Source organism: Sphaerisporangium sp. NPDC049002 (assembly GCF_040649355.1).
Lineage (GTDB): Bacteria > Actinomycetota > Actinomycetes > Streptosporangiales > Streptosporangiaceae > Sphaerisporangium.
Window position 1 is genome coordinate 1 of sequence record NZ_JBEZFH010000013.1, and the last position, 21,018, is coordinate 21,018.

21 protein-coding genes are annotated in these 21,018 nt (G+C 70.0%); 13 read left to right on the forward strand and 8 right to left on the reverse strand.

Annotated features, from left to right (window positions below):
* On the reverse strand, window positions 1–1,605 hold a 1,605-nt coding region (locus AB0B89_RS05015), incomplete at its 3' end, for an alpha/beta hydrolase (RefSeq protein ID WP_358548290.1).
* A gap of 210 nt (window positions 1,606–1,815) precedes the next feature.
* Between AB0B89_RS05015 and AB0B89_RS05020 the strand changes: the two genes are divergently transcribed.
* Complete coding sequence (locus AB0B89_RS05020) at window positions 1,816–2,730, forward strand: proline dehydrogenase family protein (RefSeq protein ID WP_358548293.1); 915 nt, start codon at window positions 1,816–1,818, stop codon at window positions 2,728–2,730.
* Between the two features lie 97 nt (window positions 2,731–2,827).
* The gene (proC, locus tag AB0B89_RS05025; RefSeq protein ID WP_358548295.1) at window positions 2,828–3,622 is read left to right on the forward strand and encodes a pyrroline-5-carboxylate reductase; all 795 of its coding nucleotides are present in this window, start codon (window positions 2,828–2,830) and stop codon (window positions 3,620–3,622) included.
* 77 nt (window positions 3,623–3,699) lie between these two features.
* Here the strand turns inward: proC and AB0B89_RS05030 are convergent, their stop codons facing one another.
* The gene (locus AB0B89_RS05030; protein WP_358548298.1) at window positions 3,700–3,918 is read right to left on the reverse strand and encodes an EF-hand domain-containing protein; all 219 of its coding nucleotides are present in this window, start codon (window positions 3,916–3,918) and stop codon (window positions 3,700–3,702) included.
* A 235-nt stretch (window positions 3,919–4,153) separates the two neighbouring features.
* Between AB0B89_RS05030 and AB0B89_RS05035 the strand changes: the two genes are divergently transcribed.
* The 10 genes from AB0B89_RS05035 (at window position 4,154) to AB0B89_RS05080 (ending at window position 14,148) form a co-directional block, all read left to right on the forward strand.
* Window positions 4,154–5,401 (forward strand): MFS transporter, encoded by a 1,248-nt coding sequence (locus AB0B89_RS05035; protein WP_358548301.1) that lies wholly within the window; start codon window positions 4,154–4,156, stop codon window positions 5,399–5,401.
* Between the two features lie 167 nt (window positions 5,402–5,568).
* The gene (locus AB0B89_RS05040; RefSeq protein ID WP_358548304.1) at window positions 5,569–6,981 is read left to right on the forward strand and encodes an HlyD family efflux transporter periplasmic adaptor subunit; all 1,413 of its coding nucleotides are present in this window, start codon (window positions 5,569–5,571) and stop codon (window positions 6,979–6,981) included.
* Complete coding sequence (locus tag AB0B89_RS05045) at window positions 6,978–7,697, forward strand: ABC transporter ATP-binding protein (protein ID WP_358548307.1); 720 nt, start codon at window positions 6,978–6,980, stop codon at window positions 7,695–7,697. Before AB0B89_RS05040 ends, AB0B89_RS05045 begins: the two co-directional genes overlap by 4 nt.
* A complete protein-coding gene (locus AB0B89_RS05050; RefSeq protein WP_358548310.1) occupies window positions 7,694–8,878 on the forward strand; it encodes an ABC transporter permease in 1,185 nt (394 codons plus the stop codon). Before AB0B89_RS05045 ends, AB0B89_RS05050 begins: the two co-directional genes overlap by 4 nt.
* A 166-nt stretch (window positions 8,879–9,044) precedes the next feature.
* Window positions 9,045–10,208 carry an acetoin utilization protein AcuC gene (locus AB0B89_RS05055; protein ID WP_358548313.1) on the forward strand — a complete coding sequence of 388 codons (1,164 nt, stop codon included), beginning with the start codon at window positions 9,045–9,047 and terminating at the stop codon, window positions 10,206–10,208.
* 88 nt (window positions 10,209–10,296) lie between these two features.
* Window positions 10,297–11,094: a phosphatase gene (locus tag AB0B89_RS05060; protein WP_358548316.1), complete on the forward strand. Its 798-nt coding sequence runs from the start codon at window positions 10,297–10,299 to the stop codon at window positions 11,092–11,094.
* Between the two features lie 321 nt (window positions 11,095–11,415).
* The gene (locus tag AB0B89_RS05065) at window positions 11,416–11,619 is read left to right on the forward strand and encodes a helix-turn-helix domain-containing protein (RefSeq protein ID WP_030456159.1); all 204 of its coding nucleotides are present in this window, start codon (window positions 11,416–11,418) and stop codon (window positions 11,617–11,619) included.
* A gap of 344 nt (window positions 11,620–11,963) precedes the next feature.
* On the forward strand, window positions 11,964–12,062 hold the full coding sequence (locus tag AB0B89_RS05070) for an AURKAIP1/COX24 domain-containing protein (protein ID WP_018654693.1): 99 nt from the start codon (window positions 11,964–11,966) through the stop codon (window positions 12,060–12,062).
* Between the two features lie 104 nt (window positions 12,063–12,166).
* On the forward strand, window positions 12,167–13,207 hold the full coding sequence (locus tag AB0B89_RS05075; protein ID WP_358548320.1) for an NAD-dependent epimerase/dehydratase family protein: 1,041 nt from the start codon (window positions 12,167–12,169) through the stop codon (window positions 13,205–13,207).
* Window positions 13,204–14,148, forward strand: a complete 945-nt coding sequence (locus tag AB0B89_RS05080; RefSeq protein ID WP_358548322.1) for a lysophospholipid acyltransferase family protein — start codon at window positions 13,204–13,206, stop codon at window positions 14,146–14,148. The genes AB0B89_RS05075 and AB0B89_RS05080 overlap by 4 nt, the downstream gene beginning before the upstream one ends.
* Before the next feature lie 122 nt (window positions 14,149–14,270).
* Here the strand turns inward: AB0B89_RS05080 and AB0B89_RS05085 are convergent, their stop codons facing one another.
* From AB0B89_RS05085 to AB0B89_RS05105, 5 genes are all read right to left on the reverse strand, one after another.
* Window positions 14,271–15,092 carry a methyltransferase domain-containing protein gene (locus AB0B89_RS05085; protein WP_358548324.1) on the reverse strand — a complete coding sequence of 274 codons (822 nt, stop codon included), beginning with the start codon at window positions 15,090–15,092 and terminating at the stop codon, window positions 14,271–14,273.
* Window positions 15,092–15,529 carry a nuclear transport factor 2 family protein gene (locus tag AB0B89_RS05090; protein ID WP_358548326.1) on the reverse strand — a complete coding sequence of 146 codons (438 nt, stop codon included), beginning with the start codon at window positions 15,527–15,529 and terminating at the stop codon, window positions 15,092–15,094. The genes AB0B89_RS05085 and AB0B89_RS05090 overlap by 1 nt, the downstream gene beginning before the upstream one ends.
* Window positions 15,530–15,675: 146 nt before the next feature.
* The gene (locus tag AB0B89_RS05095) at window positions 15,676–16,653 is read right to left on the reverse strand and encodes a polyprenyl synthetase family protein (RefSeq protein WP_358548328.1); all 978 of its coding nucleotides are present in this window, start codon (window positions 16,651–16,653) and stop codon (window positions 15,676–15,678) included.
* A 160-nt stretch (window positions 16,654–16,813) separates the two neighbouring features.
* Window positions 16,814–17,899 (reverse strand): hypothetical protein, encoded by a 1,086-nt coding sequence (locus tag AB0B89_RS05100; protein ID WP_358548330.1) that lies wholly within the window; start codon window positions 17,897–17,899, stop codon window positions 16,814–16,816.
* The gene (locus AB0B89_RS05105; RefSeq protein WP_358548333.1) at window positions 17,896–19,242 is read right to left on the reverse strand and encodes a cytochrome P450; all 1,347 of its coding nucleotides are present in this window, start codon (window positions 19,240–19,242) and stop codon (window positions 17,896–17,898) included. Before AB0B89_RS05105 ends, AB0B89_RS05100 begins: the two co-directional genes overlap by 4 nt.
* 380 nt (window positions 19,243–19,622) lie before the next feature.
* Between AB0B89_RS05105 and AB0B89_RS05110 the strand changes: the two genes are divergently transcribed.
* Window positions 19,623–20,084, forward strand: a complete 462-nt coding sequence (locus AB0B89_RS05110; RefSeq protein ID WP_358548336.1) for a VOC family protein — start codon at window positions 19,623–19,625, stop codon at window positions 20,082–20,084.
* Window positions 20,085–20,124: 40 nt separating this feature from the next.
* Here AB0B89_RS05110 and AB0B89_RS05115 read toward each other — a convergent pair whose 3' ends face one another.
* The gene (locus tag AB0B89_RS05115) at window positions 20,125–20,991 is read right to left on the reverse strand and encodes an HAD-IB family hydrolase (protein WP_358548339.1); all 867 of its coding nucleotides are present in this window, start codon (window positions 20,989–20,991) and stop codon (window positions 20,125–20,127) included.
* Window positions 20,992–21,018 lie beyond the last annotated feature (27 nt).

The window sequence follows — 21,018 nt, forward strand, 5'->3', positions numbered from 1 at the left end:
GGGTGGTCCTCCACGTCTGATAACGGTCCCTGCAGCAGGCTCCGCAGGGGCGGAGCCGGGCACCCAGTCGTCGTCGGCCGTGGGCGTGGAACGCAGGCTCGCCGCGGGCGGGACCGGGTCGGCGAACGGCGCGCAGTGGACGTCCGGGCCGGGCAGGCTCGCGGGCAGCGTGCCGTCGGTCAGGTACGCCTTCCAGATCGTGTCGATGCAGGCGTTGCCCCGGCCGGTGAGGCCGTGGTTGCCGCCGCCGTCCATGACCACCAGGCGCGAGGCCGGGAAGCGCTTGTGCATCTCGACACCGCCCTGGTACGGCGTCGCCGCGTCCTTGGTGTCCTGGAAGAACAGGGCGTTCTTGATCCACTTGCCGTTGACGCGCAGGTCGTGCCCGCGGACCGGCCAGGACTGGCACTGGGCGTTGAACCAGGCGTTGCCCCAGCTCAGGAAGGGAGCGGTGCGGTAGGACTCCCACCAGTCACGGTGCCAGGTGCTCCAGTCGCGGGGCCAGCGGGCGTCAGTGCACTCCACGGCGGAGTAGACGGCGAAGGCGTTGTCGTCGCCGCTGCTGTCGCCGTAGGTGGCGTACGCCTGCGCGATCGGAGCGGTCTCGCCGGCGGTGACGAACCTCGACAGCGCGTTGGCGAGGAGCGGCCAGCGGCTCTTGAGGTAGCCGCCCGCCAGGTAGGTGTCGTCGAACTCGGACGGGCCGACCCTGCCCTCGGCGGGAGCGGCCTTCAGCTTGGCGCGGGCAGCGTAGAACGCCTTCTCGACGTCGGCCGCGGCCGTGCCGAGGTGGTAGTTCGCGTCGTACTGGGCGATCCAGGCGAAGAAGGCCTTGGCGCGGGCCTCGAACGCCTGGTTCTGGTCGAGGTTGGTGCCGTACCAGACACGCTCGGGGTTGATGATGCTGTCCAGGACCAGGCGGCGCACGTTGTCGGGGAACAGGGTGGCGTACGTGGCGCCGAGGTAGGTGCCGTAGGAGTAACCGACGTAGCTGATCTGCCGCTGGCCGAGCGCCTTGCGGATCTGGTCCATGTCCTTGGCGGCGTCGACCGTGGTCATGTTCTTGAGCAGATCGCCGTAGGCGGTGTCACAGGCCTTGGAGTAGGCCTGCATCTTCTTCACCCAGGCCGCCTCCTCGGCCCAGTTGGCCGGGACGTAGTCCGGGCGCACCGGGTCGAAGAAGTGGGTGTCACAGCGGAGGGCGGGCTCGCTGGAGCCGACGCCGCGGGGGTCGAAGCCGATCAGGTCGTACTGCGCGGCCAGCGGGGCGCCGAGCCGGTTCTGCATCACGGCCGGGTAGGAGAGGCCGCTGCCGCCGGGGCCGCCGGGGTTGAAAAGGATCGCGCCCTGGTAGTGGGCCGTGTCGGTCGCCTTCTTGCGTGAGACGGCGATCTTGATCTTCCTGCCCCAGGGGCGGTCGTAGTCGAGCGGGACCGAGATCGCCGCGCACTCGATGCCCTCCGCCATGCCGGCGCACTGCGCCCACTGCGGAGCGGGTGGCGTGTGGTCGGGGGCCTGCCGAGTGCCGGCCGTCGCGGGTGCCGCGACCAACGCTCCGCTCAGACTCAGGCCGGCCGTGGCAAGCGCAATGAGGATCTTCTTCACGATCACCCCTTCGACGCCCGCGGATCCATCGTTGGAACCGACTTATGGGCACCATCGGGTAGATCATGCGGATAAGGAATTAGTAAGACGACACGCGTCTTCACTTGGTTGTCAAACCGCAACATGAGGTCCTGATTCGATGATCGACGCCTGAACCGCCGTAGGGTGGGGAGGTCTCTCCCCAACGACCGCCGTGCCGGAAGGGTGCCAATGGTGTTGCGTGAGGTTCTGCAGGCCGCGTCGAGCAGTGACCGTGTCGAGAGCGTCGTCAGGACCGCGGGGGTGACCCGCAGGCTGATGGGCCGCTACGTGGCGGGGAACACCGCGGAGGACGCCGCCTCGGTGGCCGCGGGTCTCGTCGCCGACGGCCTGCTGGTGACTTTCGACCACCTCGGCGAGGAGACCCGGCATCCCGACGAGGCCGCCCGCGCGGTCAAGGCGTCCCTCGCCCTCCTTGACGGCCTCGCCCGGCGCGGCATCGCGAAGGGAGCCGATCTGTCGCTGCGGCTCACCTCCGTGGGGCTCCACGTCGACGAGAAGCTCGCGAAGGAGAACGCCGCGCGCGTCTGCGAGGCGGCCCGTGAGGCCGGCGCCACGGTGACCCTCGACATCGAGGACGCCGCGGTGATCGAGTCCGCGCTGGGCGTCCACGCCGCCCTGCTGGAGGACCACCCCACCACCGGCGTCGTCATCCCGTCGTCCCTGCGCCTCGCCGACGATCACTGCCGGGCGCTGGTCTCGGGCCGCGTACGGCTGAGCAGGCGCGCCTTGGACGCGCCCGCCTCGGTCGCCTACGCCCGGCCCGCCGACATCGACCGCTCGTACGTGCGCTGCCTCAAGGTCCTCATGTCCGGCCAGGGCCACCCGATGGTGGCCACGCACGACCGGCGGCTCATCGAGGTCGCCTCCGCGCTCGCCGTCCTGAACGAGCGTGAGCCCGGCGGCTTCGAGTACCAGATGTCGTACGGCGTGCGCGTGGCGGAGCAGCGGAGGCTCGCCGATCTGGGCTCCCAGGTGCGCGTGCGCATTCCGTACGGGGTCGACTGGTACAGCCATCTGACGCGCCGCCTGGCCGAGCGTCCGGCCAACATCACCCTGCTCGCGCGCTCGCTGGTGAGGCGCTGACACGGCGTTGTCCACAGGCGGGCCGGTGGCAGGCCCGTACCAGCGGAGAGTCGGTAGGCTGCGAGCGATTCCCGACTCCTACGCGAGGTGCCTTCAAATGATCGCGATTCTCGGAACCGGCAAGATGGGCGAGGCCCTGCTGTCCGGGCTGCTGCGCGCCGGCGTCGATCCGGGTGAGATCATGGCCACGGCGCGGCGCGAGGAGCGGGCCCGGGCGCTCCGCGAGCGCTACGGCGTGCAGATCGTGTCCAACAGCGAGGCCGCCAAGATGGCCGACACCCTGATCCTCGCCGTCAAGCCGCAGGACATGGCGGCGCTGCTCGGTGAGATCGGCGCCCACGTGCCCGCCGGCAGGCTCGTCATCTCGGTGGCGGCCGGCATCACGACGTCCTTCGTCGAGTCCCGGCTGGGCGACGAGGTGCCGGTGGTGCGGGTCATGTCCAACACGCCGGTGCTGGTCGACGAGGCCATGAGCGTGATCTCGGCAGGGGCCCATGCCTCCGAGATCCACCTGAAGCACACCGAAGACCTGCTGAGGCCGGTGGGCAAGGTGCTGCGCATCCCCGAGTCCCAGCAGGACGCCGCGACCGCGCTGTCCGGCAGCGGCCCGGCCTACTTCTTCTACCTGGTCGAGGCCATGGTCGACGCGGGCATCCTGCTGGGCATGCCCCGGGCGGCGGCGCTCGACATGGTGACCCAGTCGATCGTCGGCGCGGCGATCATGCTCCGCGACTCCGGCGAGCATCCCGTGATCCTTCGCGAGGCCGTCACCTCGCCCGGCGGCACCACGATCTCCGCGATCGCCGAGCTTGAGCGCCACAGCGTCCGGGCCGCGTTCCTCGCCGCCATCGAGGCCGCGCGCGACCGCAGCCGCCAGCTCGCCTCTGGCTGACCCGGGCGTGACCCGAAGCCACCGCCCGGTCCGTACGTACGGACCGGGCCGCTTCGGGGGGGCTCGCGCGGGAGTGGTCAGTGGCCGGATGCCAGCCTGATGAACTCCTCCAGCGACAGGCGGCCGTCGCCGTCCGCGTCGGCGTCCCTGTCCAGCGCTCCGAGCGCCTCGGCGGGGAGGTGCGGGAAGTGCTCGGTGAACTCCGCATGGGTGATGAAGCCGTCACCATCGCTGTCGATCGACTCGAACTGCTGCTTGAGCTGCGCCCATCGCTGATCCGCGGGTACTGCCGACAAGGAGATCTGCCTCCGACGCGAGAAGTGACTCGTACGGCGAACACCATAGTTCGGACATATCGCCAAGACGAGCGCGGGCCCATCCTCAGGGCCATGTACGAGGGGCAAGGATGCCGTGCCGCCGGGTGACGGTGGAATCATCCCAGGTGGGTGCTAGGGAGCCGACAAAACCGTTAGGAAACTTTGTAGTTAGAGTGCATCATGGCCGGCGGGGAACGGCGGACATGGGGGCATCGTGGCGAGCACCGCAGGGGCGGCGAGGCAGGACACGGAGGGGCTGGAAGGGCCTGCGGTCTGGACCCGGGAGTTCCGGCTCTTCTTCACCGCCAGGTCCGTCTCCACGCTCGGCACGGCCATGGTGCCGGTCGCGATGGCGCTCGGTGTCATCCAGGCCGGGTACGGAGCCAGCGGCGTCGGCTTCACCCTCGCCTCCTCGACGGTGCCGATGGCGCTCCTCGTGCTCTTCGGCGGGGTGTTCGCCGACCGGTTCACGCCGCGCCGCATGATGGTCGGCGCCGATCTCGCCCGACTGGTCTCACAGTCGGTCACGGCGGCCCTGTTCCTCACGGGCACGCCCGCACTCTGGCAGCTCATGGTCATCTCGGCCGTCAACGGGACGGCCGCGGCCATGTTCCAGCCCGGCCTGGCGAGCCTCGTCCCCCAGATGGCCAGGGACGTGCAGCGGGCCGTGGCGACCCAGCGCACGTCCGAGAACGCGATGTTCCTGCTCGGCCCCTCGGTCGCGGGGCTCCTGGTGGCGTTCGCCGACGTGGGGCTGGTGTTCCTGATCGACGCGTTCGGCTACGGCGTCAGCGCGCTCTGCCTCGCGCTCCTGCGTCTGACGGCCGTCACGCGCGCGGCCGAGGAGGGGTCGATCTGGTCGAACCTCAGGGTGGGGTGGCATGAGTTCAGCTCCCGCACCTGGATGTGGGGCGTGATCGTCATCTGGGCGGTCATGGGCGTCGCGGCCTTCGGTCCCGTGCTCCCTCTCGGCTCCACCCTGATCAACGCCTCGTACCACGCCACCGGATACGGGTTCGTCACCTCGGCTTTCGGGGCGGGGACGATCCTCGGCGGCGTGGTCGCCATGAGGGTCAAACCTCCCCGCCCGCTCGCCGCCGGGGCCATGGCCATGTTCCTCTTCGCGCTCCAGCCGTTGTCGATCACGCTCGGCCTGCCGCTCGCGCTGATGGCGGCCTGCCATCTCGCCGCGGGTACGGGGTCCGCGTTCTGGGGCGTCATGTGGATGACCAGCGTGCAGACGCAGGTGGCCCCCGAGGTGCTGAACCGTGTCCACGCCTACGAGGTCGCCGGTTCTGTCATGGCCCTGCCGGTCGGCCAGTCCCTCGCCGGTCCGGTCGCGTCGCTGCTCGGGGCGAGGGAGGTGCTGGCGGTCTCCTCGGTGGTGGCCGTCACCGGGTGCGTCGTCATGCTCTCGGTCCCCGCGATCCGCCGCCTGCGCCGCGTCCCCGGCCCGTCGTAGCCCCCGCGCTCCGCACCCGCCCGTACGGACTCCGCGTGCGGTGCCCGGGTACGGACTCCGCGTGCGTGCCCAGGTACGGACTCGGCGTGCGGCTGCCGGTTAAGGGATGCGCGTCCGGGTTGTCCGGGACCCCAGCGGGGCGGGAATTCCGCTCCTACGATGGCCGAGTGACGATTCGTCGCGGTATCCCCCCGCTTCTCCTCGGTCTCACGCTGCTGCTCTCGTCGTGTTCGCAGGACGAGACGCCCAAGGTGCAGATCGGTGAGGCCAGGCGCGCCCCGGTCAGCGAGGTGGTCGAGGCCCCGGCGACCGTCGGCGCCCGCGCCACCGCCACGCTGCGGTCCTCGGCCGCGGGCACGCTCACCAAGCTGTACGTCCGCGAGGGCGAGACGGTCGACAAGGGCGAGATCCTCGCGAGGATCAGCTCCCCGCAGGCCGAGGACCAGCTGAAACAGGCGCGTCAGGCGGAGCGGCAGGCGTCCAGGCCCGTTCGGTTCGGCGGCGGGGTCGCGGTGCCGGCCATCCGGTTCGCCGGCCTGAACGCCACCTCGTCCCTCGATCGCGAGGTCGCGCGGGGCTTCACCAGGGCGCGTGCGGCGGCGAGGAAGATCAAGGACCGCCAGGTGAGGACGAAACTGCTCGCCGCCATCGACGGCGCGGAGACGCGGCACCGGGCCCAGCGCGCCGCGCTGAACCAGCTCACCCAGAGCCTGACGCGTTCGGTCAACCAGGCGCTTTCGCAGGTCAGCGGCCAGATCGGGGCAGGGCTGGGCGGGCTGGCCTCGTCCATGTCCTCCCTCCAGGCCGCCTCCACGTCGCAGGCGAAGGCGGCGGTGAAGATCGCCGAGGCGAACGTGAAGGGCCTGGTGATCAAGGCGCCCTTCGACGGCGTGGTCACCCTGGGCGGGCCCTCAGGCGGCGGCTCCCCGGGCCTCGGCTCCCTGCTCGGCCAGCTCCCCGCGGGGCTCGCCGCCCAGGCGGGTACGGCCGCGGGGCCGTCCGGCGGCGCGGGAGCCTCCACGTCCGGCGGCACGGTCGCCACGGGCGTGCCGGTCGCGGCGGGCGACGCCATCGTGACCGTGACGGACGTGTCCAAGCTGACACTCTCGGCCGACGTGGACGAGACCGACGTGCTCATGGTCGCTCCCGGCACCAGGGCAGAGGTCGAGCTGGACGCGGTCTCGGGGGCCACCTACCGGGCGAAGGTCACCGGGGTCGGAATCACCCCGAAGGAGGGCACCACAGGAGGGGTGAGCTATCCCGTACGCCTCACGCTCGGCCGGGGCGCGTACGACGACGGGGGAGACGCGCCCGTACCGAAGCCCGGCATGAGCGCGGTCGTCCGGCTGACCGTGCGCGAGTCGCCGGACGCCGTGGCCGTGCCCGCGTCGAGCATCGTCACCAGCGGCAGGGAGACCGTGGTGTGGGTCGTCCGCGCCGACGGCTCGGCGGAGCGCCGGGTGGTCAAGCTCGGCGCTCAGGGCGAGGCCGTGGTCGAGGTGGCGCGGGGTCTCTCGTCCGGCGAGCGGGTCGTCGTCAGGGGCGCCGACACCGTACGGCCGGGTCAGAAGCTCACGTGAACGACCTGGAGGGCGCTCCCGCCTTCGAGGCTGTCGACCTCGCCCGGTCCTACAAGCTGGAGGGGGTGTCGGTCGACGCGCTGCGCGGGGTGAGCCTCCGCATCGAGCGGGGCGAGTTCGTCGCCATCATCGGCCCCTCCGGTTCAGGCAAGTCGACCCTCATGCATCTGCTGGGCTGCCTCGACCGGCCCACCTCCGGCACGCTGCGGGTCAACGGCATCGACGTGGCAACACTCGACGACACCGGTCTCGCCGAGCTGCGCAACCAGGCGGTCGGGTTCGTGTTCCAGTCCTTCCACCTGCTCGGCCGCACCTCGGCGCTGGACAACGTGGCGCTGCCCCTGGTCTACAGGGGGGTGGGCAAGGCCGAGCGGCGGGAACGGGCCAGGCGGGCGCTCTCCGCGGTGGGCCTCGCGCACCGGCTCGACCACCGGCCGTCCCAGATGTCCGGAGGCGAGCAGCAGCGGGTGGCGATCGCCCGCGCGCTGGTCGGCGATCCCAAGGTGGTGCTGGCCGACGAGCCGACCGGCAACCTGGACTCGCGCAACGGCCAGGAGGTGATGGGCATCCTGGCCGACCTCAACGCGGCGCGCGGCGTGGCCGTCGTCCTGGTCACCCACGAGCGCGAGGTCGCCGATCTCGCCCGGCGGCGGATCCACGTCCGCGACGGCCTCATCGAACTCGACACCGCGATCCAGGGAGGGGACGCGCTGTGAGGACCGCCGAGGCGTCGCGCATGGCGCTGGAGGCGCTGCGGGTCAACCGGTTGCGCAGCGCGCTGACGATGTTCGGCGTCGTGGTCGGCGTGCTGGCCGTGGTGATCCTGGTCGCGATCGGGACCGGCGCCAAGGAGGCGATCGAGAGGGAGATCGCGGGGCTGGGGAGCAACATCATCCTGGTCGTTCCCGGGCAGGTGGGCCTCGGGGCCGCGCCCACGCAGAGCCGGCTCGACCTCGCGGACGTCGCGTTCGTCCGCCGTGTCGTCGGCGATCCGGCGAAGGTGACGGTGGCCGTCAACTCGGGTGAGTCCGTACGGGTGGGGCGCACCGAGGTCTTCGCCACCATCACCGGCACCGACGAGAACCTGCCGAACATCTTCGACCGGCCGCTGCGCCGGGGCCGGTACCTCAGCGCCACCGACGTGGACACCCGGCGGCGGGTCGCGGTCCTCGGCTCCGAGGTAGGGGCCAAGCTCTTCGGGGACGTCGATCCGGTCGGCCGCCAGGTCACGATCTCGGGCGTGCGGTTCCGGGTCATCGGCCTGTACGAGCCGGTGGGCGCGACGTTCGGCGTGGCCAGGGACCAGGAGGTCCACGTCCCCGTCACGACCGCGCAGCGCCTGATCGGGCTGTCACGGATCAACGGCATCGCCGTCGGGGCCTCGGGACCCGACGAGATCGAGCCGCTTCGGGAGCGGGTCGTCCAGGCGCTCGGCGGGCGCTACCCCGGCGAGCGGTTCAGCGCGGTGACGCAGACCCAGCTCCTTGGGACCATCGGAAGCGTGCTGGGCATGCTCACGGGCGTCCTGGCCGCCATCGCGGGCATCTCCCTGCTGGTGGGCGGCGTGGGCGTCTCCAACATCATGCTCGTCAGCGTGCGCGAGCGTACACGCGAGATCGGTCTGCGCAAGGCGCTCGGAGCCCGGCAGCGGGACGTCCTCGGGCAGTTCCTCATCGAGGCCGTGCTGCTCACGACGATCGGCGGGGTGATCGGCATCCTGATCGGGGTGGGCGGCTCCCTGCTGATCCAGGCGGTCTCGCCGGTGCCGGCCGCGATCACCTGGTGGTCGATCGTCCTGGCCTTCGGCGTCTCGGTGGCGGTGGGCGTCTTCTTCGGCGTCGCCCCGGCGCGCAGGGCCGCCCGGCTCGACCCCGTGATCGCCCTGCGCGCCGAGTGAACGCCTGGCCGGTCTCGTACGGGTGACGGCCGTCTGCGGGTGATCACAAGGCGTGCGGTACGGTCGGTTTCATGAGCGTGCGCGGTGAGCTTTCGATCCCGCGCCCCCGGCCTGGCCGAGCCTTCACGTGTCGCCGGAGCCGATCCGTCGTGGGCGAGGTGATGACGTGAGCCGGTCCGTGCGGGTTGTCTGGGACGACGAGCTGGTCTCGTACGACTTCGGGCCCGGCCATCCTCTGGCGCCCGTCAGGGTCGAGCTGACCATGGCGCTCGCCCGCGAGCTCGGCGTGCTCGACAAGGTGGAGCTGGTGGGGTGCGCCCCGGCGACCGGCGACGAGCTGGCCCTGGTGCACGAGCGCGGCTACATCGACGCTGTGAGGCGCGTGTCCGCCGACGGCAGGCCCGACCTCGCGTGCGGGCTGGGCACGGCCGACAACCCGGCCTTCGCCGGCGTCCACGAGGCGTCGGCCCTGGTCGCGGGGGCGACGCTCGCCGCCGCGCGCGCGGTGTGGACGGGTGAGGCCGAGCACGCGCTGAACATCGCCGGAGGACTGCACCACGCCATGCCGGCGTCGGCCAGCGGCTTCTGCGTGTACAACGATCCGGCGCTGGGCATCGCCTGGATGCTCTCGCAGGGCGCGCGGCGCATCGCGTACGTCGACGTCGACGTCCACCACGGGGACGGCGTCCAGGCGATGTTCTACGACGATCCGAGGGTGCTCACGATCAGCCTGCACGAGAGCCCGCGCACGCTGTTCCCCGGCACCGGCTTCCCCACCGAGACCGGCGCTGAGGGGACGGCCGTCAACGTGGCGCTCCCGGCCGGCTGCGGGGACGCCGGGTGGCTCAGGGCGTTCCACGCGGTGGTCCCGCCGCTGCTCCGGGACTTCGACCCCGAGGTGCTGGTCACCCAGCACGGCTGCGACAGCCACGCGCTCGATCCGCTGGCTCACCTGATGCTGAGCCTCGACGGCCAGCGCCAGGCGTACGCCGCGCTGCACGCGCTGGCGCACGAGACGGCGGGCGGAAGGTGGCTGGCGACGGGCGGTGGCGGCTACGAGCTGGTCCAGGTGGTGCCGCGCGCGTGGAGCCATCTGATCGCCGAGGCCGCGGGCGACCCGATCGAGCCGGGCACGCCGACGCCGGAGAGCTGGCGCGAGTTCGTCAGGGCGCGTACGGGCGAGGTCCCGCCGCTGAGTATGACGGACGGCCGTAGCGCGGAATTTCAGGATTTCTCTGGTGGTTACGACCCTGGGGACGCAATCGACCGAGCAATCATGGCAACGCGAAAGGCGATCTTCCCTTTCCATGGGCTGGACCCCCAGCCCTGACCCCACCAGGCATGGTGGCCGCCGGTGCGTTTGTGCCGTGATGGTTGCACAAAGGTCGCACCAACCTGCCAAGTGGACGGAGTGAACGATGGAGACCGCGACTGCTCTCTCGCGGGAAGAGCTGAGAGACCACCTGATCCGGACGAAGATCGCCGGTGAGGTGGCCACCAGCCGGGAGAACAACCTAGATCACTACCGCTCGCTCGCCGTACGGGATCCCCACTACATGTTCGGCCTCACCATGGACGGGGACTGGACCTACCGCGACATCCTCGCGCTGATGGCGAAGTCCGCCGGGGTCGTGGCCGACCCCGAGTACCGCCACGGTCAGGACACGATCGACCCCGATCGCACGATCGACGCCCTGGACGCGATGGGCGATCGCGTCGCCGCCGTGCTCAAGCGAGACAACCCCAGGGTCCTGATCGCCACAGGCCACCCCACAGGGCTTCTCACGACGCATCTGGCGCTGGCGCGGCTCGCCAGGGAGCACGGCGCCACGATCCTCACCCCCGGGGAGCAGCGGTCCTTCGCGAGCGGAGGCCTCGGCCGCAAGCGCAGGATCCGCTACCTGGACGACGTGGCGATGCTCGACGACGGAGGCGCCTTGGTCCACACCCACGACCCCGCCCCGATGCAGGCGATGCTCGGGGAGCTCGGGGACGGGAAGCCCGATCTGGTGATCGCCGACCACGGCTGGGCCGGCGCGGCGGGCGAGGCCGGGGTCGAGACCGTCGGATTCGCCGACAGCAACGACCCCGGGCTGTTCGTCGGGGAGGCCGAGGGGAAGATCGCCGTTACCGTGCCACTCGATGACAACGTGCTACCGCGCCATTACAATCCGATGACGCGCTATCTGGTCTCACGGGTCCAGAGTGGCCTGTGAGGCGGCCTCCACCGAATCCGGCCCTGTCCTAAAGGTCGTTTCGCGCGCGCATTCGGAGCCGGGCGTCGACCGTTTGCCAACTTTTTTATGATCCCGAGCGACTCTAATGGGACACAGTTAGACGGTCCACAAGATCGAGATCAGGGCTCGGCTTGGCTGCTGGCCAGCGATTTTCTCCGTTCTGGTGGCAGGCGTCTCCTCAGACTGGTGGAATAGGGGGTTTGCGCGATCGGAGACGCGTTCTACGCTGACAGCAGTACACGTGCGTGAGCAATGGCACCAGTGGGGATAACCCGGAAACACGTGCGGAAGAGGCGTCCGATGGGTGCAGGCGAAAGACCTCTCAGCGAGGTGAAGTTCCTGACGGTGGCAGAGGTTGCCACTGTCATGCGGGTGTCCAAGATGACGGTGTACCGGCTCGTGCACTCGGGTGAGTTACCGGCCATCCGGGTCGGGCGATCCTTCAGGGTGCCTGAGCAAGCGGTGCACGACTACCTGAGGGATGCGTTCATCGAAGCGGGTTGAATGGACCAGTAGCGACATCACCGGTCACCTGGTCTGAGACCGCTGGACTATGAGCGCATGGTTCGCCAGGGGTGCGAAACAGACCGGAACGGGGTGGGTGGGGGACCGCCCACGTCTGGCCGGTCGTGGGGCGCGACCCCTCGGCGGACTACGCGGGTTCCCCCCGGGGAGCGATCGACCGTGAATCGCCGGTAGGCTGTTGAATCGGTGTGCTTCTTGCGAGGCGCCGATCTGGGTTTCCGGGTATGCCGTGACAACGGCGTGTCCAGAGGCCAAGAGCGGCGTGCGACTCGCTGGAGGGCACGCACCGATTTGACAAAAACCTACCTTCACCTGGGGGTCCCGTGGGCTCTGTGATCAAAAAGCGTCGTAAGCGCATGGCCAAGAAGAAGCACCGCAAGCTTCTGAAGAAGACCCGCATCCAGCGGCGTAACAAGAAGTAGAGCGCGGACCGACGACGCAGAGCGGCGGGCCGGGTGTGAGGGATCACGAGCCCGGTAAGCACCCGAGCAAGCGCGACCCACAAACGTGATTCTGCGAGGCACCGATGACTCACACCGTGCTTGTCACCGGGGTCTCCCGGCACATCGGCGCACGAGTGGCGAGCGTTCTCGCAGCGGACCCGGACATCGACCGGGTCATCGGAGTGGACACCGTGCCGCCGCCCTCGCTCGCGCGAGGCGGCGGCGGCGTCGCGCTGGGCCGCACGGAGTTCGTCCGGGTTGATCTGCGCAGCCCGGACATCGCACAGGTCATCGCGGCGGCCGACATCGACACCGTTGTGCACATGAGCCTGGTCAGCGCTCCCTCTAAGAGCGCCGGCCGGTTGTCCATGAAAGAGCACAACGTCATCGGCGCCATGCAGCTCCTGGCGGCCTGCCAGCGGTCGGCGACCGTGCGCAGGGTGGTGGTCCGATCCACGACCGCGGTGTACGGCTCCTCCTCGCACGATCCGGCGGTCTTCACCGAGGAGGCCGAGCCGATCGAGGTGGCGAGCTCCGGCTACGCCAAAGACGCCACCGAGGTCGAGGCGTACGTCCGCGGCTTCGCCCGGCGGCGGCCCGACGTGACGGTCTCCACCCTTCGCTTCGCGAACTTCATGGGGCCGGGCGTCGACTCACCGTTGACGCGCTACTTCATCCAGCCCGTCCTGCCTACCGTGCTGGGCTTCGACCCCCGGCTGCAGTTCGTCCACGAGGACGACGGGGTGGAGGTGCTGCGCCGCATGGCCGTGGAGGACCACCCCGGCACGTTCAACGTGGTCGGCGACGGCGTCATGCTGCTGTCGCAGTGCGTCCGCAGGAGCGGCCGGCCGACGGTGCCGGTGCCGGCCACCGCCTTCCGCGTCATCGGCGACCTCGCCCGCGGCATCGGGCGGGTCGACTTCTCCCCCGAGCAGCTCGCCCTCATGAGCTACGGGCGTGCCGTCGATCCCGGCAGGCTCGCGGTCGAGCTCGACTGGCGGCCCAAGTTCACCACCGCGTCGGCGTTCGATGATTTTCTCCATTCGCGTGGCCTGTTTGGTGGTTTCCCACTCGCTGTGATCGACTGGGTCACGACAGTCATGGGTGGAGGTGTGAAACGGTGAAGCAACCGCTCGACTTCCGCGATGGGGAGTCCCGGGACGCTCAGGTCATTCCCATCACGGCCGCGCGGCGGCGCTCCGGCAACGGCAGGTCCGAAGCCGTCGAGGACCGCGTCGCGGAGTTCCTGGCCTTCCTGCGGCGCCGCTTCGCCGGGGAGTACGAGGTCGACGAGTTCGGCTTCGATCCCGAGCTCAACGACAAGGTGCTCCTTGAGCTGATCCGCCCGCTCTACCGGCACTGGTTTCGCGTGCAGGCCATCGGCCTTGAGAACGTGCCGCAGGAGACAGGGGCGCTCGTCGTCGCCAACCACTCGGGGACCGTGCCGGTCGACGCGCTCATGCTCCAGGTGGCCCTGCACGACGAGCATCCGGCGCGCCGCCCGCTCCGGCTGCTCGGCGCCGACCTGGTCTACCAGCTTCCCATCCTCGGCCACCTGTCCCGCAAGTCGGGCCACACGCTGGCCTGCCCCGAGGACGCCGACCGGCTGATGCGCAAGGGCGAGCTGGTGGGAGTGTTCCCCGAAGGCTTCAAGGGCGTGGGCAAGCCCTTCTCCGAGCGTTACAAGCTGCAACGATTCGGCCGGGGCGGCTTCGTGGCCTCGGCGATCCGCGCCCAGGTGCCGATCATCCCGTGCTCGATCGTGGGCGCGGAGGAGATCTATCCGAAGATCGGCGACCTCCGGTCGCTCGCCCGGCTGCTCGGCCTGCCGTACATCCCGATCACGCCGCTGTTCCCGTGGCTCGGGCCGCTCGGCCTGCTCCCGTTGCCGTCCAAGTGGATGATCCAGTTCGGCGAGCCGGTGCGCACCGACGAGTACGACCCGGAGGAGGCCGACGATCCGATGCTGGTCTTCAACCTCACCGACCAGGTCCGTGAGCTCGTCCAGCAACAACTCAACCGCCTGCGCCTCCAACGCGGCCACGCCTTCGCGCCGTTCTTCTGAACCACGGGCGCGGCGAGACGTCGTCAGGTCCGTTCCGGCCGGACGTTTCGGTTCTGGCCGGCCGGACGCAGGCCGCCGGCACCGTCAGGGCCGGCCGGCGGGACGTCCGGCCGCCGGCGGCGTCAGGGTTGGTCGGCGGGGCGTTCGGCCGCCAGCAGCAGGTATCCCATGTGCTCGAACGCGGCGAACGACTTCTCCCACAGGTCCATGGGCAACTCCACGGAATCCACCGGGATGCCCTGCGCCTCGACCATCTTCTGGAACAGCTCAACGACCTTGCCGGGCGAGTACCGCGTGCGCTCGCTGACGTCGATGATCTCTGTCAGGGTCAGCCCCGCGTCCGCGACCAGCGCGGCGTAGTCGTCGGCGCCGATCAGCGACTCGACCGCCCAGTCCCGCAGGATCGCGGCGAGGGCCTCGCGACCCTCTTCGGTGGCGGGTGTCGCCCCGGACACGTCGCAGAGCACCAGCCTGCCCCCCGGTTTGAGGACGGCGGCGATGTTCTTCAGCACGTGGAGCCGGTCGGGCATGTGCAGCAGGGACTCCAGCGCCCACACCGCGTCGAAGGACCCGGGTTCGAACGGCAGGTCCATGGCGTCGCCGTGCTGGAAGGCGACCCGGTCCGCGACGCCCTCCGCCTGGGCGAGCGCGTTGGAGACCTCGACGTCCCGCTTGCTGACCGAGATGCCGACGATCCGCACGTCCGCGGCCTGGGCGAGCCGGATCGCGGGCCTGCCTCTGCCGCACCCGAGGTCCAGCACCCGCTCGCCGGGCTTGGGAGCGAGGATCTCGATCATGTGATCGGTGAGGCGCTCCCCGGCCTCGGCGAACGTGCTGGTGTCGTCGGGACCGAGCCAGTACCCGAAGTGGATGTTGCCGCCCAGCAACTCGCCGAGCACGTCGCCCTTCTCGTCGAAGAACCGGCCCACCTCCTCCGGCGCCATCACTGCACGACGCCGATCTGGCGCAGGACGGCGAGGACGTCGTAGTAGTCCGTCTGCCGCTTGATGAGGCCGTTCTCGGCGAACTCCATGAGGCTCAGCCCCCGGTTGTTGATGCGGCTGCCCCTGACGGCGGTCTCCGGCAGGTGCGGGAAGTGCCCCAGCAGCGTTCCCAGGCCGTTCCACGGCACGGCCGCCCGGTCACCGGCCAGGATGACGTCTCCCTTCTCGATGCGGGTGTCGGGGCACGCGTCAACCCATACCCGCATGAACTCCACCAGTTCCTCGCGTCCCTTGAAGGTCCGCTGGAGCGCGATGTCCTCCAGGACGGCGTCCTCGGCATAGCACTCGACCCAGCGCGCGCAGTCGTAGGTGTTGAAGTACTCGAACCACTTCTCGATGACGTCGGCCGGATCGTTCGCGGGTCGGTTGTCGGTCATTGCTCTGCTCCTGGGGTCGTGCGCTTCGCGCTCGTTGAGCGGTCGCGTATGGTCGGTCGATCCCGGCGCGACGGAGGTCGAACGCCGTCCGTCGCGCCCGTGGTGAGCCGGTCGCCGGGCCCCCTCGATGAGCCGGCGCCGGCGCCTCACCAGTCGCGGTCGACGAGGAGAGCCGTGAGCTCTTCCAGGTCCAGCCGCGCGTCGCCGGGCATGTCGATGTCGTCGACGCAAGCCCAGGCCGCGTCGATCCGCCGCCTCGCCTCGGTACGGGCCCACGCCCGTCCCCCCGCCTGGTCGATCAGCTCGGCGGCGAGCACCAGTTCGTCGGTGTGGAACGGCTCCGGGCTCCCGTACAGCTCGGCCAGCCGGCGCGAGGCGCCGGAGTCGCCGGTGAGCGCGGCCACGATGGGGGCGCTCTTCTTGCGCGCCTGAAGGTCCGAGCCGACCGGCTTGCCGGTCACCTGCGGGTCGCCCCAGATGCCGAGCAGGTCGTCCACGAGCTGGAACGCCACTCCGAGGTGGGTGCCGAACCGCTCGAAACCGTCCTCCCAGGCGGGGGGCGCCGACGCCGACAGCGCTCCGAGCCGGCACGCGCAGCCGAGAAGCGCCCCCGTCTTGCCCTCGATCATGTCCAGGCACGCGGCGATCGAGGGCTTCTGCCGTCGCTCGAAACCCAGGTCGTGGCTCTGACCGGCCATCAGGTCGCGCAGCGTACGGGCCAGGTGGTGGCTCGCCGCCCGCGACTCCGGTCGTTCCGGGGAGGCCAGCGCCTCGAAGGCGAGGCTGAACAGGGCGTCACCGGCGAGGATGGCCATGGGTACGCCGAAACGCGCCCACACGGTCGGCAGGTGCCGTCGCTCGTGGTCGCCGTCCATGATGTCGTCGTGGATGAGGGAGGCGTTGTGCACCAGCTCGACGGCGGCGGCTCCCGCGACCGCGTCCTGGAGGCGGCCGCCCGCGGCCCGCGCGCACAGCAGCGTGAACGCCGGGCGCACCAGCTTGCCGTGCGCCGAGCCGGTCGGGCGTCCTTGCTCGTCGCGCAGCCCGATCTGGTATCCGCAGATGTCCCGGAGGGCGGGTTCGAGCAGGTCGACCCAGTGGGTCAGGACCGGCGGAAGCAGCATCCGGGCATGCGCGATCCCGAAGGGAAAGGGCGGCACCGGGCTTTCCGGCGTCAGAACCGGTGTGTGAGTGCTCGTCACGCTCGTTGCCGCCTTCCTGCGTTCGATGGCTTCGGGTGGTGGGCGGTTCGCGTGGTCGGATGGAAGGGAGGCGGTGGTCACCTCACGCCTCCGCGACGGCGTCGAGGTAGTCGCTCGGCCCGCTCGCCGCGCTCAGGCCCTCCAGGCGGTAACGCTTGGTCCGGGCCGACCAGTCGAGGTTCCCGCGCATCCACGAGCGCATCCCGGCGAAGTTCCTCACCACGTCGGCGACGTGCCCGGGGAACGCGGAGAGGACCCGGCTCTCCCGTTCGAGGTACAGATCGATCTCCGCGGTGATCGCGGCCACGACGTGGCGGACCGACTGCTCGCGGGAGAAGCCGCGGCCGTGCTCGACCACCGCCACCAGGTTGTGGTACTCGCCGAGCGACAGCTCCTTCTCCAGGGAGTACAGGTCGTTGATCCAGCAGACCACGTCGCACGCCGACCGGAGGGCGTCCTGGTACCTCGCGTCGGCGTAGACGCGCGCCGGGACCTCGGTCCGTTCGACCGCCTCGATCAGGTCCATGCAGACGTAGATGGCCCCGGTGTGCCTGCGCTTCTCGATGTACGTGGCCTCGTCAGGCACCACGCCGCGAACGCGGTTCTCCGCCTCCCAGAACGCCGCCAGCCCGCCCTCGGCGATGTGGTCCACGAAGCGGTGACGCCACGCGGGTGTGGTACGCGGTGTCGTCCTCCGCCACAGATCGGCCAGTGCCTCAACGATCGCGGGTCGCGGGTAGGTGCGCGGGCCGCCGTCGTCGTGGACGAGGACCGCCGCCATCTCACCCATCAGTTCCCTGACGCGATCAGGGTCACGCCCCACCGCGCCGTCGTCGAACTGGTCGTCGAGCAGGAACAGCCACGCGAACCAGTCGGCGATCAGGCACAGGCCCCGCTCGTCCGCGCTCGGGTAGGTCACCGCGGCGAACCAGGCGAAGTCCGCGTGCGCGAAACGCCGCCGGGCGGCCTCCTTGCGCACCAGCCCGTACTCGTCGACCCACCGCGCGAGATGCCGGCGCGCGGCGTCCACGTGCTCGTCCAGCAGGGGCGGGAAGACGTCGAGGGCCGAGGGCAGGATCACGTCGAGACAGCGGTCCACGCCGGCGTCCGCCGTCAGGAGGTCGTTCCAGGCGACCGGACGGAGCCGCGCTTCCTGCGGCGCGGTCATCGCCGTTCCATCCGGGTGTGTATGCCGCCCTTGGGGTGCATCGTGATCAGCGGCTCGATCTCCACCGACCGGCGGTCCTCGGGGATCTCCACCCGGTACGCCTGCGCGATCATGGCGAGGATCAGTGTGAGCTCGGTCAGCGCGAAATGCTTGCCGATGCAGTTGCGGGGGCCGCTGGCGAAGGGGATGTAGGCGTGACGGGGGCGCTGGGCGATCTGGTCGGGGGAGAAGCGTTCCGGATCGAACGTGTGGGGAGACGGCCAGAAGTCCTGGTGCCGGTGAAGGGTGAACATGTTGAGGTAGATGTCGGACTTCGCCGGGATGCGGTAGCCGCCCATCTCGTCTTCTTCGTTCGCCCGCCGCATGGTCTGCCAGGCCGGGGTGTACAGCCGCAGGGTCTCGTCGACGATCATCCTGGTGTACTGGAGCCTGGGCACGTCGTCGAAGGTCGGGACCCGCCCGCCGAGCACGCTGTCGACCTCGGCGTGCAGTCGTTCCTGCACCTCGGGGTGCTGGCCCACGAGGTAGACGAGCCACGCGACCGAGTTGCTCGTCGTCTCGTACCCGCCGATGATGATGTTCAGGACCTCGCGGTGGAGCTGCAACGGGGTCATCCCCGTGCCGGTCTCCTCGTCCACGGCGTTCATCAGCGCCGCGAGCAGGTCGTGGTGCTCATCGTCGCTGGTGACGCGCTTCTCGATGACGTCGGAGACGAAGCCGTCCATCGTCCTGATGATCCAGTTGAGGCGGCGATGGGGCTTGGTCGGCCAGCTCAGCGGGGGGAAGGGGAATCGGAAGAAGCTGCCGACGATCTGGTTGGCCTCCAGGAACATCTCCTCGATCGCGTCTCCCCGCGATCCGACGTCCGCGCCGAACAGCGACCGGAAGACGATCCTCATGGCGAGCTGCCCGAGCTCGGTGCTGACGTTGACCACGTCCCCGGACCGGTACTCGGTGTCCCAGCGCCGAAGCATGCGTGACGTCTCGTCCGTCATGTTCTCGGCGAACCCGGCGACCTTCGGGCGGTGGAACGAGGGTTGCATGATGCGGCGCTGCCGCCGCCACGGCTCCCCGCCCACGTTGCCGATGAGCCCCCCGCGCAGGATCGGCTCCACCGCGCGGAACAGGAAGGTGTTCTTGTCGTAGTTGTCGTGGTTCCTGACCAGGACACGCTCGAAGAAGTCCGGATTGTTGAGCATGATCATCTTGATGCCGAGAACCCGGATCCGTACGATGTCGCCGTGCGTGTCGATCATCCGTGACAGGAAGGCCACCTGGTCGTTCCGCATGGAGAAGACGCCGCCGACCTGGTCCCGCAGGCTGGTGTCGGGTACGCGTTTCAACGTTCGCGGGGGCTCCGCGGCTTCACGTTCCCGGGCCAGTGTTCCGGGACCTGCCGTAGCGTTGCTCTTCATTTCTCAACCAGCTCTCTACCGTGCGGGGGAGGCGAAGGTGGATCTGAAGCGAAGCGCACAGCGGCCCTGGATGGATGTCGCTCGGGGGCTTTCGAATTTCCAGTGCTGTGCCCACATGAGGGTCACATGGTGATATTCCCTGAAACATCTCCCAAAGTGCGGACCTGGAGACCTGGGGTACCCCCTAATCACGCTGGGACCCCGGACGGTGAGACCCGCTCCGCCGCGCTCGGCCGGCGAGAGGTCCGAGGTCTGCCTGCCGCGCGTTCCTCTACCTGCACGAAACCCGCGAAGAACGGAGCAGCCCGATGAGCCGCCACATCCAGGTCACCTTCGACGCCCACGATCCTCGGGCACTGTCGACCTTCTGGCGCGACGTACTCGGCTACGTGCATCCGGGCCCGCCCGGAGTCGACCTGCCCGAGGGCGCCGACCCGCTGGCCGCGTGGGACGACTTCCTCGCGCGGATCGGGGTGCCGGAGGAGCAGCGCAACACCAGATCGGCCATTGAGGACCCGGACGGGCACGGCCCACGGCTGTTCTTCCAGCGGGTCCCGGAGGACAAGGTCATCAAGAACCGCGTCCACCTCGACGTCCGTGCGGCGCCCGGACTGCGGGGAGAGGAGCGGATGGCGGCGCTTGCGGCCGAGTGCGACCGACTCGTCGCGCTGGGAGCGACGCTGGTGCGTCGCTATGAGCCCGATCCCCCGATGAGCGCCGGCTACCTCGTGATGACCGACCCCGAGGGCAACGAGTTCTGCCTGGACTGACACGGCTCACAGTCGCGCAGCGATGGCCACGAGGGCCTTGTCAGGCGGAGCGGTAGTGCTTTCGCAGGGCGATGGCGGCGGCCACGCCTCCGGCGATGGCGCCGGCGCCCGCCGCGATGGGGAGGCCGATCATGGTGGCCTTGCGGCCGGTGCGGAAGTCCCTGATCATCCAGTTGTTGTTCCTGGAGTGTTCCAGCAGCTCGCTGTCGGGGTTGATCGCGCAGGGATGGCCCACGAGCTGGAGCAGAGGAAGGTCGTTGGCCGAGTCGCTGTAGGCGGTGCAGCGTGACAGGTCGAGGCCCTCGCGCCTGGCGAGGGCCTTGACGGCCTCGGCCTTCGCCGGCCCGTGCAGCAGATCGCCCACCAGCCGTCCGGTGTAGACGCCGTCCTCGGTCTCGGCGACCGTGCCGAGCGCGCCCGTGAGGCCGAGGCGCTGGGCGATCACCCGGGAGAGCTCGACCGGGGTGGCGGTCACGAGCCACACGCGCTGGCCGGCGTCCAGGTGGCTCTGGGCGAGGGCGCGGGTGCCGGCCCAGATGCGGTCGGCCATCACCTCGTCGTAGATCTCCTCGCCGAGCCGTACGACGTCGTTGACCTTGAGCCCGACGACGAAGGCGAGCGCGGCCTCCTTCGCCTGCGCGATGTGCTCGGGGTTCTCGTTGCCGCGTACGCGGAACAGCGCCTGGCCCACGGCGAACCTCAGAAGGTCCTTGGTGGTGAACAGCCCCCGGGAGGCGAGGCCGCGGGCGAAGTGGTAGATGGAGGCGCCCCGCATCATCGTGTTGTCGACGTCGAAGAACGCCGCCGCGGTCGGGTCGGGATCGGCGATGGGCGCGGCCACGGCCGCCGCGGCGGCGACCTCTCCGGCCAGCTCCGCCTCGGTGCGCCGTCGCAGTAACCGCCTCATAGCACCTCAGCTTAACCGGGAGCAGGG

Excerpts from the sequence above, each read along its gene's own strand:
- AB0B89_RS05020 (WP_358548293.1), top strand. The coding sequence starts at position 1,816 with ATGGTGTTGCGTGAGGTTCTGCAGGCCGCGTCGAGCAGTGACCGTGTC.
- proC (WP_358548295.1), top strand. The coding sequence starts at position 2,828 with ATGATCGCGATTCTCGGAACCGGCAAGATGGGCGAGGCCCTGCTGTCC.
- AB0B89_RS05090 (WP_358548326.1), bottom strand. The coding sequence starts at position 15,529 with ATGACCGACAACCGACCCGCGAACGATCCGGCCGACGTCATCGAGAAG.
- AB0B89_RS05060 (WP_358548316.1), top strand. The coding sequence starts at position 10,297 with ATGGAGACCGCGACTGCTCTCTCGCGGGAAGAGCTGAGAGACCACCTG.
- AB0B89_RS05095 (WP_358548328.1), bottom strand. The coding sequence starts at position 16,653 with ATGCTGCTTCCGCCGGTCCTGACCCACTGGGTCGACCTGCTCGAACCC.
- AB0B89_RS05075 (WP_358548320.1), top strand. The coding sequence starts at position 12,167 with ATGACTCACACCGTGCTTGTCACCGGGGTCTCCCGGCACATCGGCGCA.
- AB0B89_RS05085 (WP_358548324.1), bottom strand. The coding sequence starts at position 15,092 with ATGGCGCCGGAGGAGGTGGGCCGGTTCTTCGACGAGAAGGGCGACGTG.
- AB0B89_RS05100 (WP_358548330.1), bottom strand. The coding sequence starts at position 17,899 with ATGACCGCGCCGCAGGAAGCGCGGCTCCGTCCGGTCGCCTGGAACGAC.
- AB0B89_RS05110 (WP_358548336.1), top strand. The coding sequence starts at position 19,623 with ATGAGCCGCCACATCCAGGTCACCTTCGACGCCCACGATCCTCGGGCA.
- AB0B89_RS05065 (WP_030456159.1), top strand. The coding sequence starts at position 11,416 with ATGGGTGCAGGCGAAAGACCTCTCAGCGAGGTGAAGTTCCTGACGGTG.
- AB0B89_RS05115 (WP_358548339.1), bottom strand. The coding sequence starts at position 20,991 with ATGAGGCGGTTACTGCGACGGCGCACCGAGGCGGAGCTGGCCGGAGAG.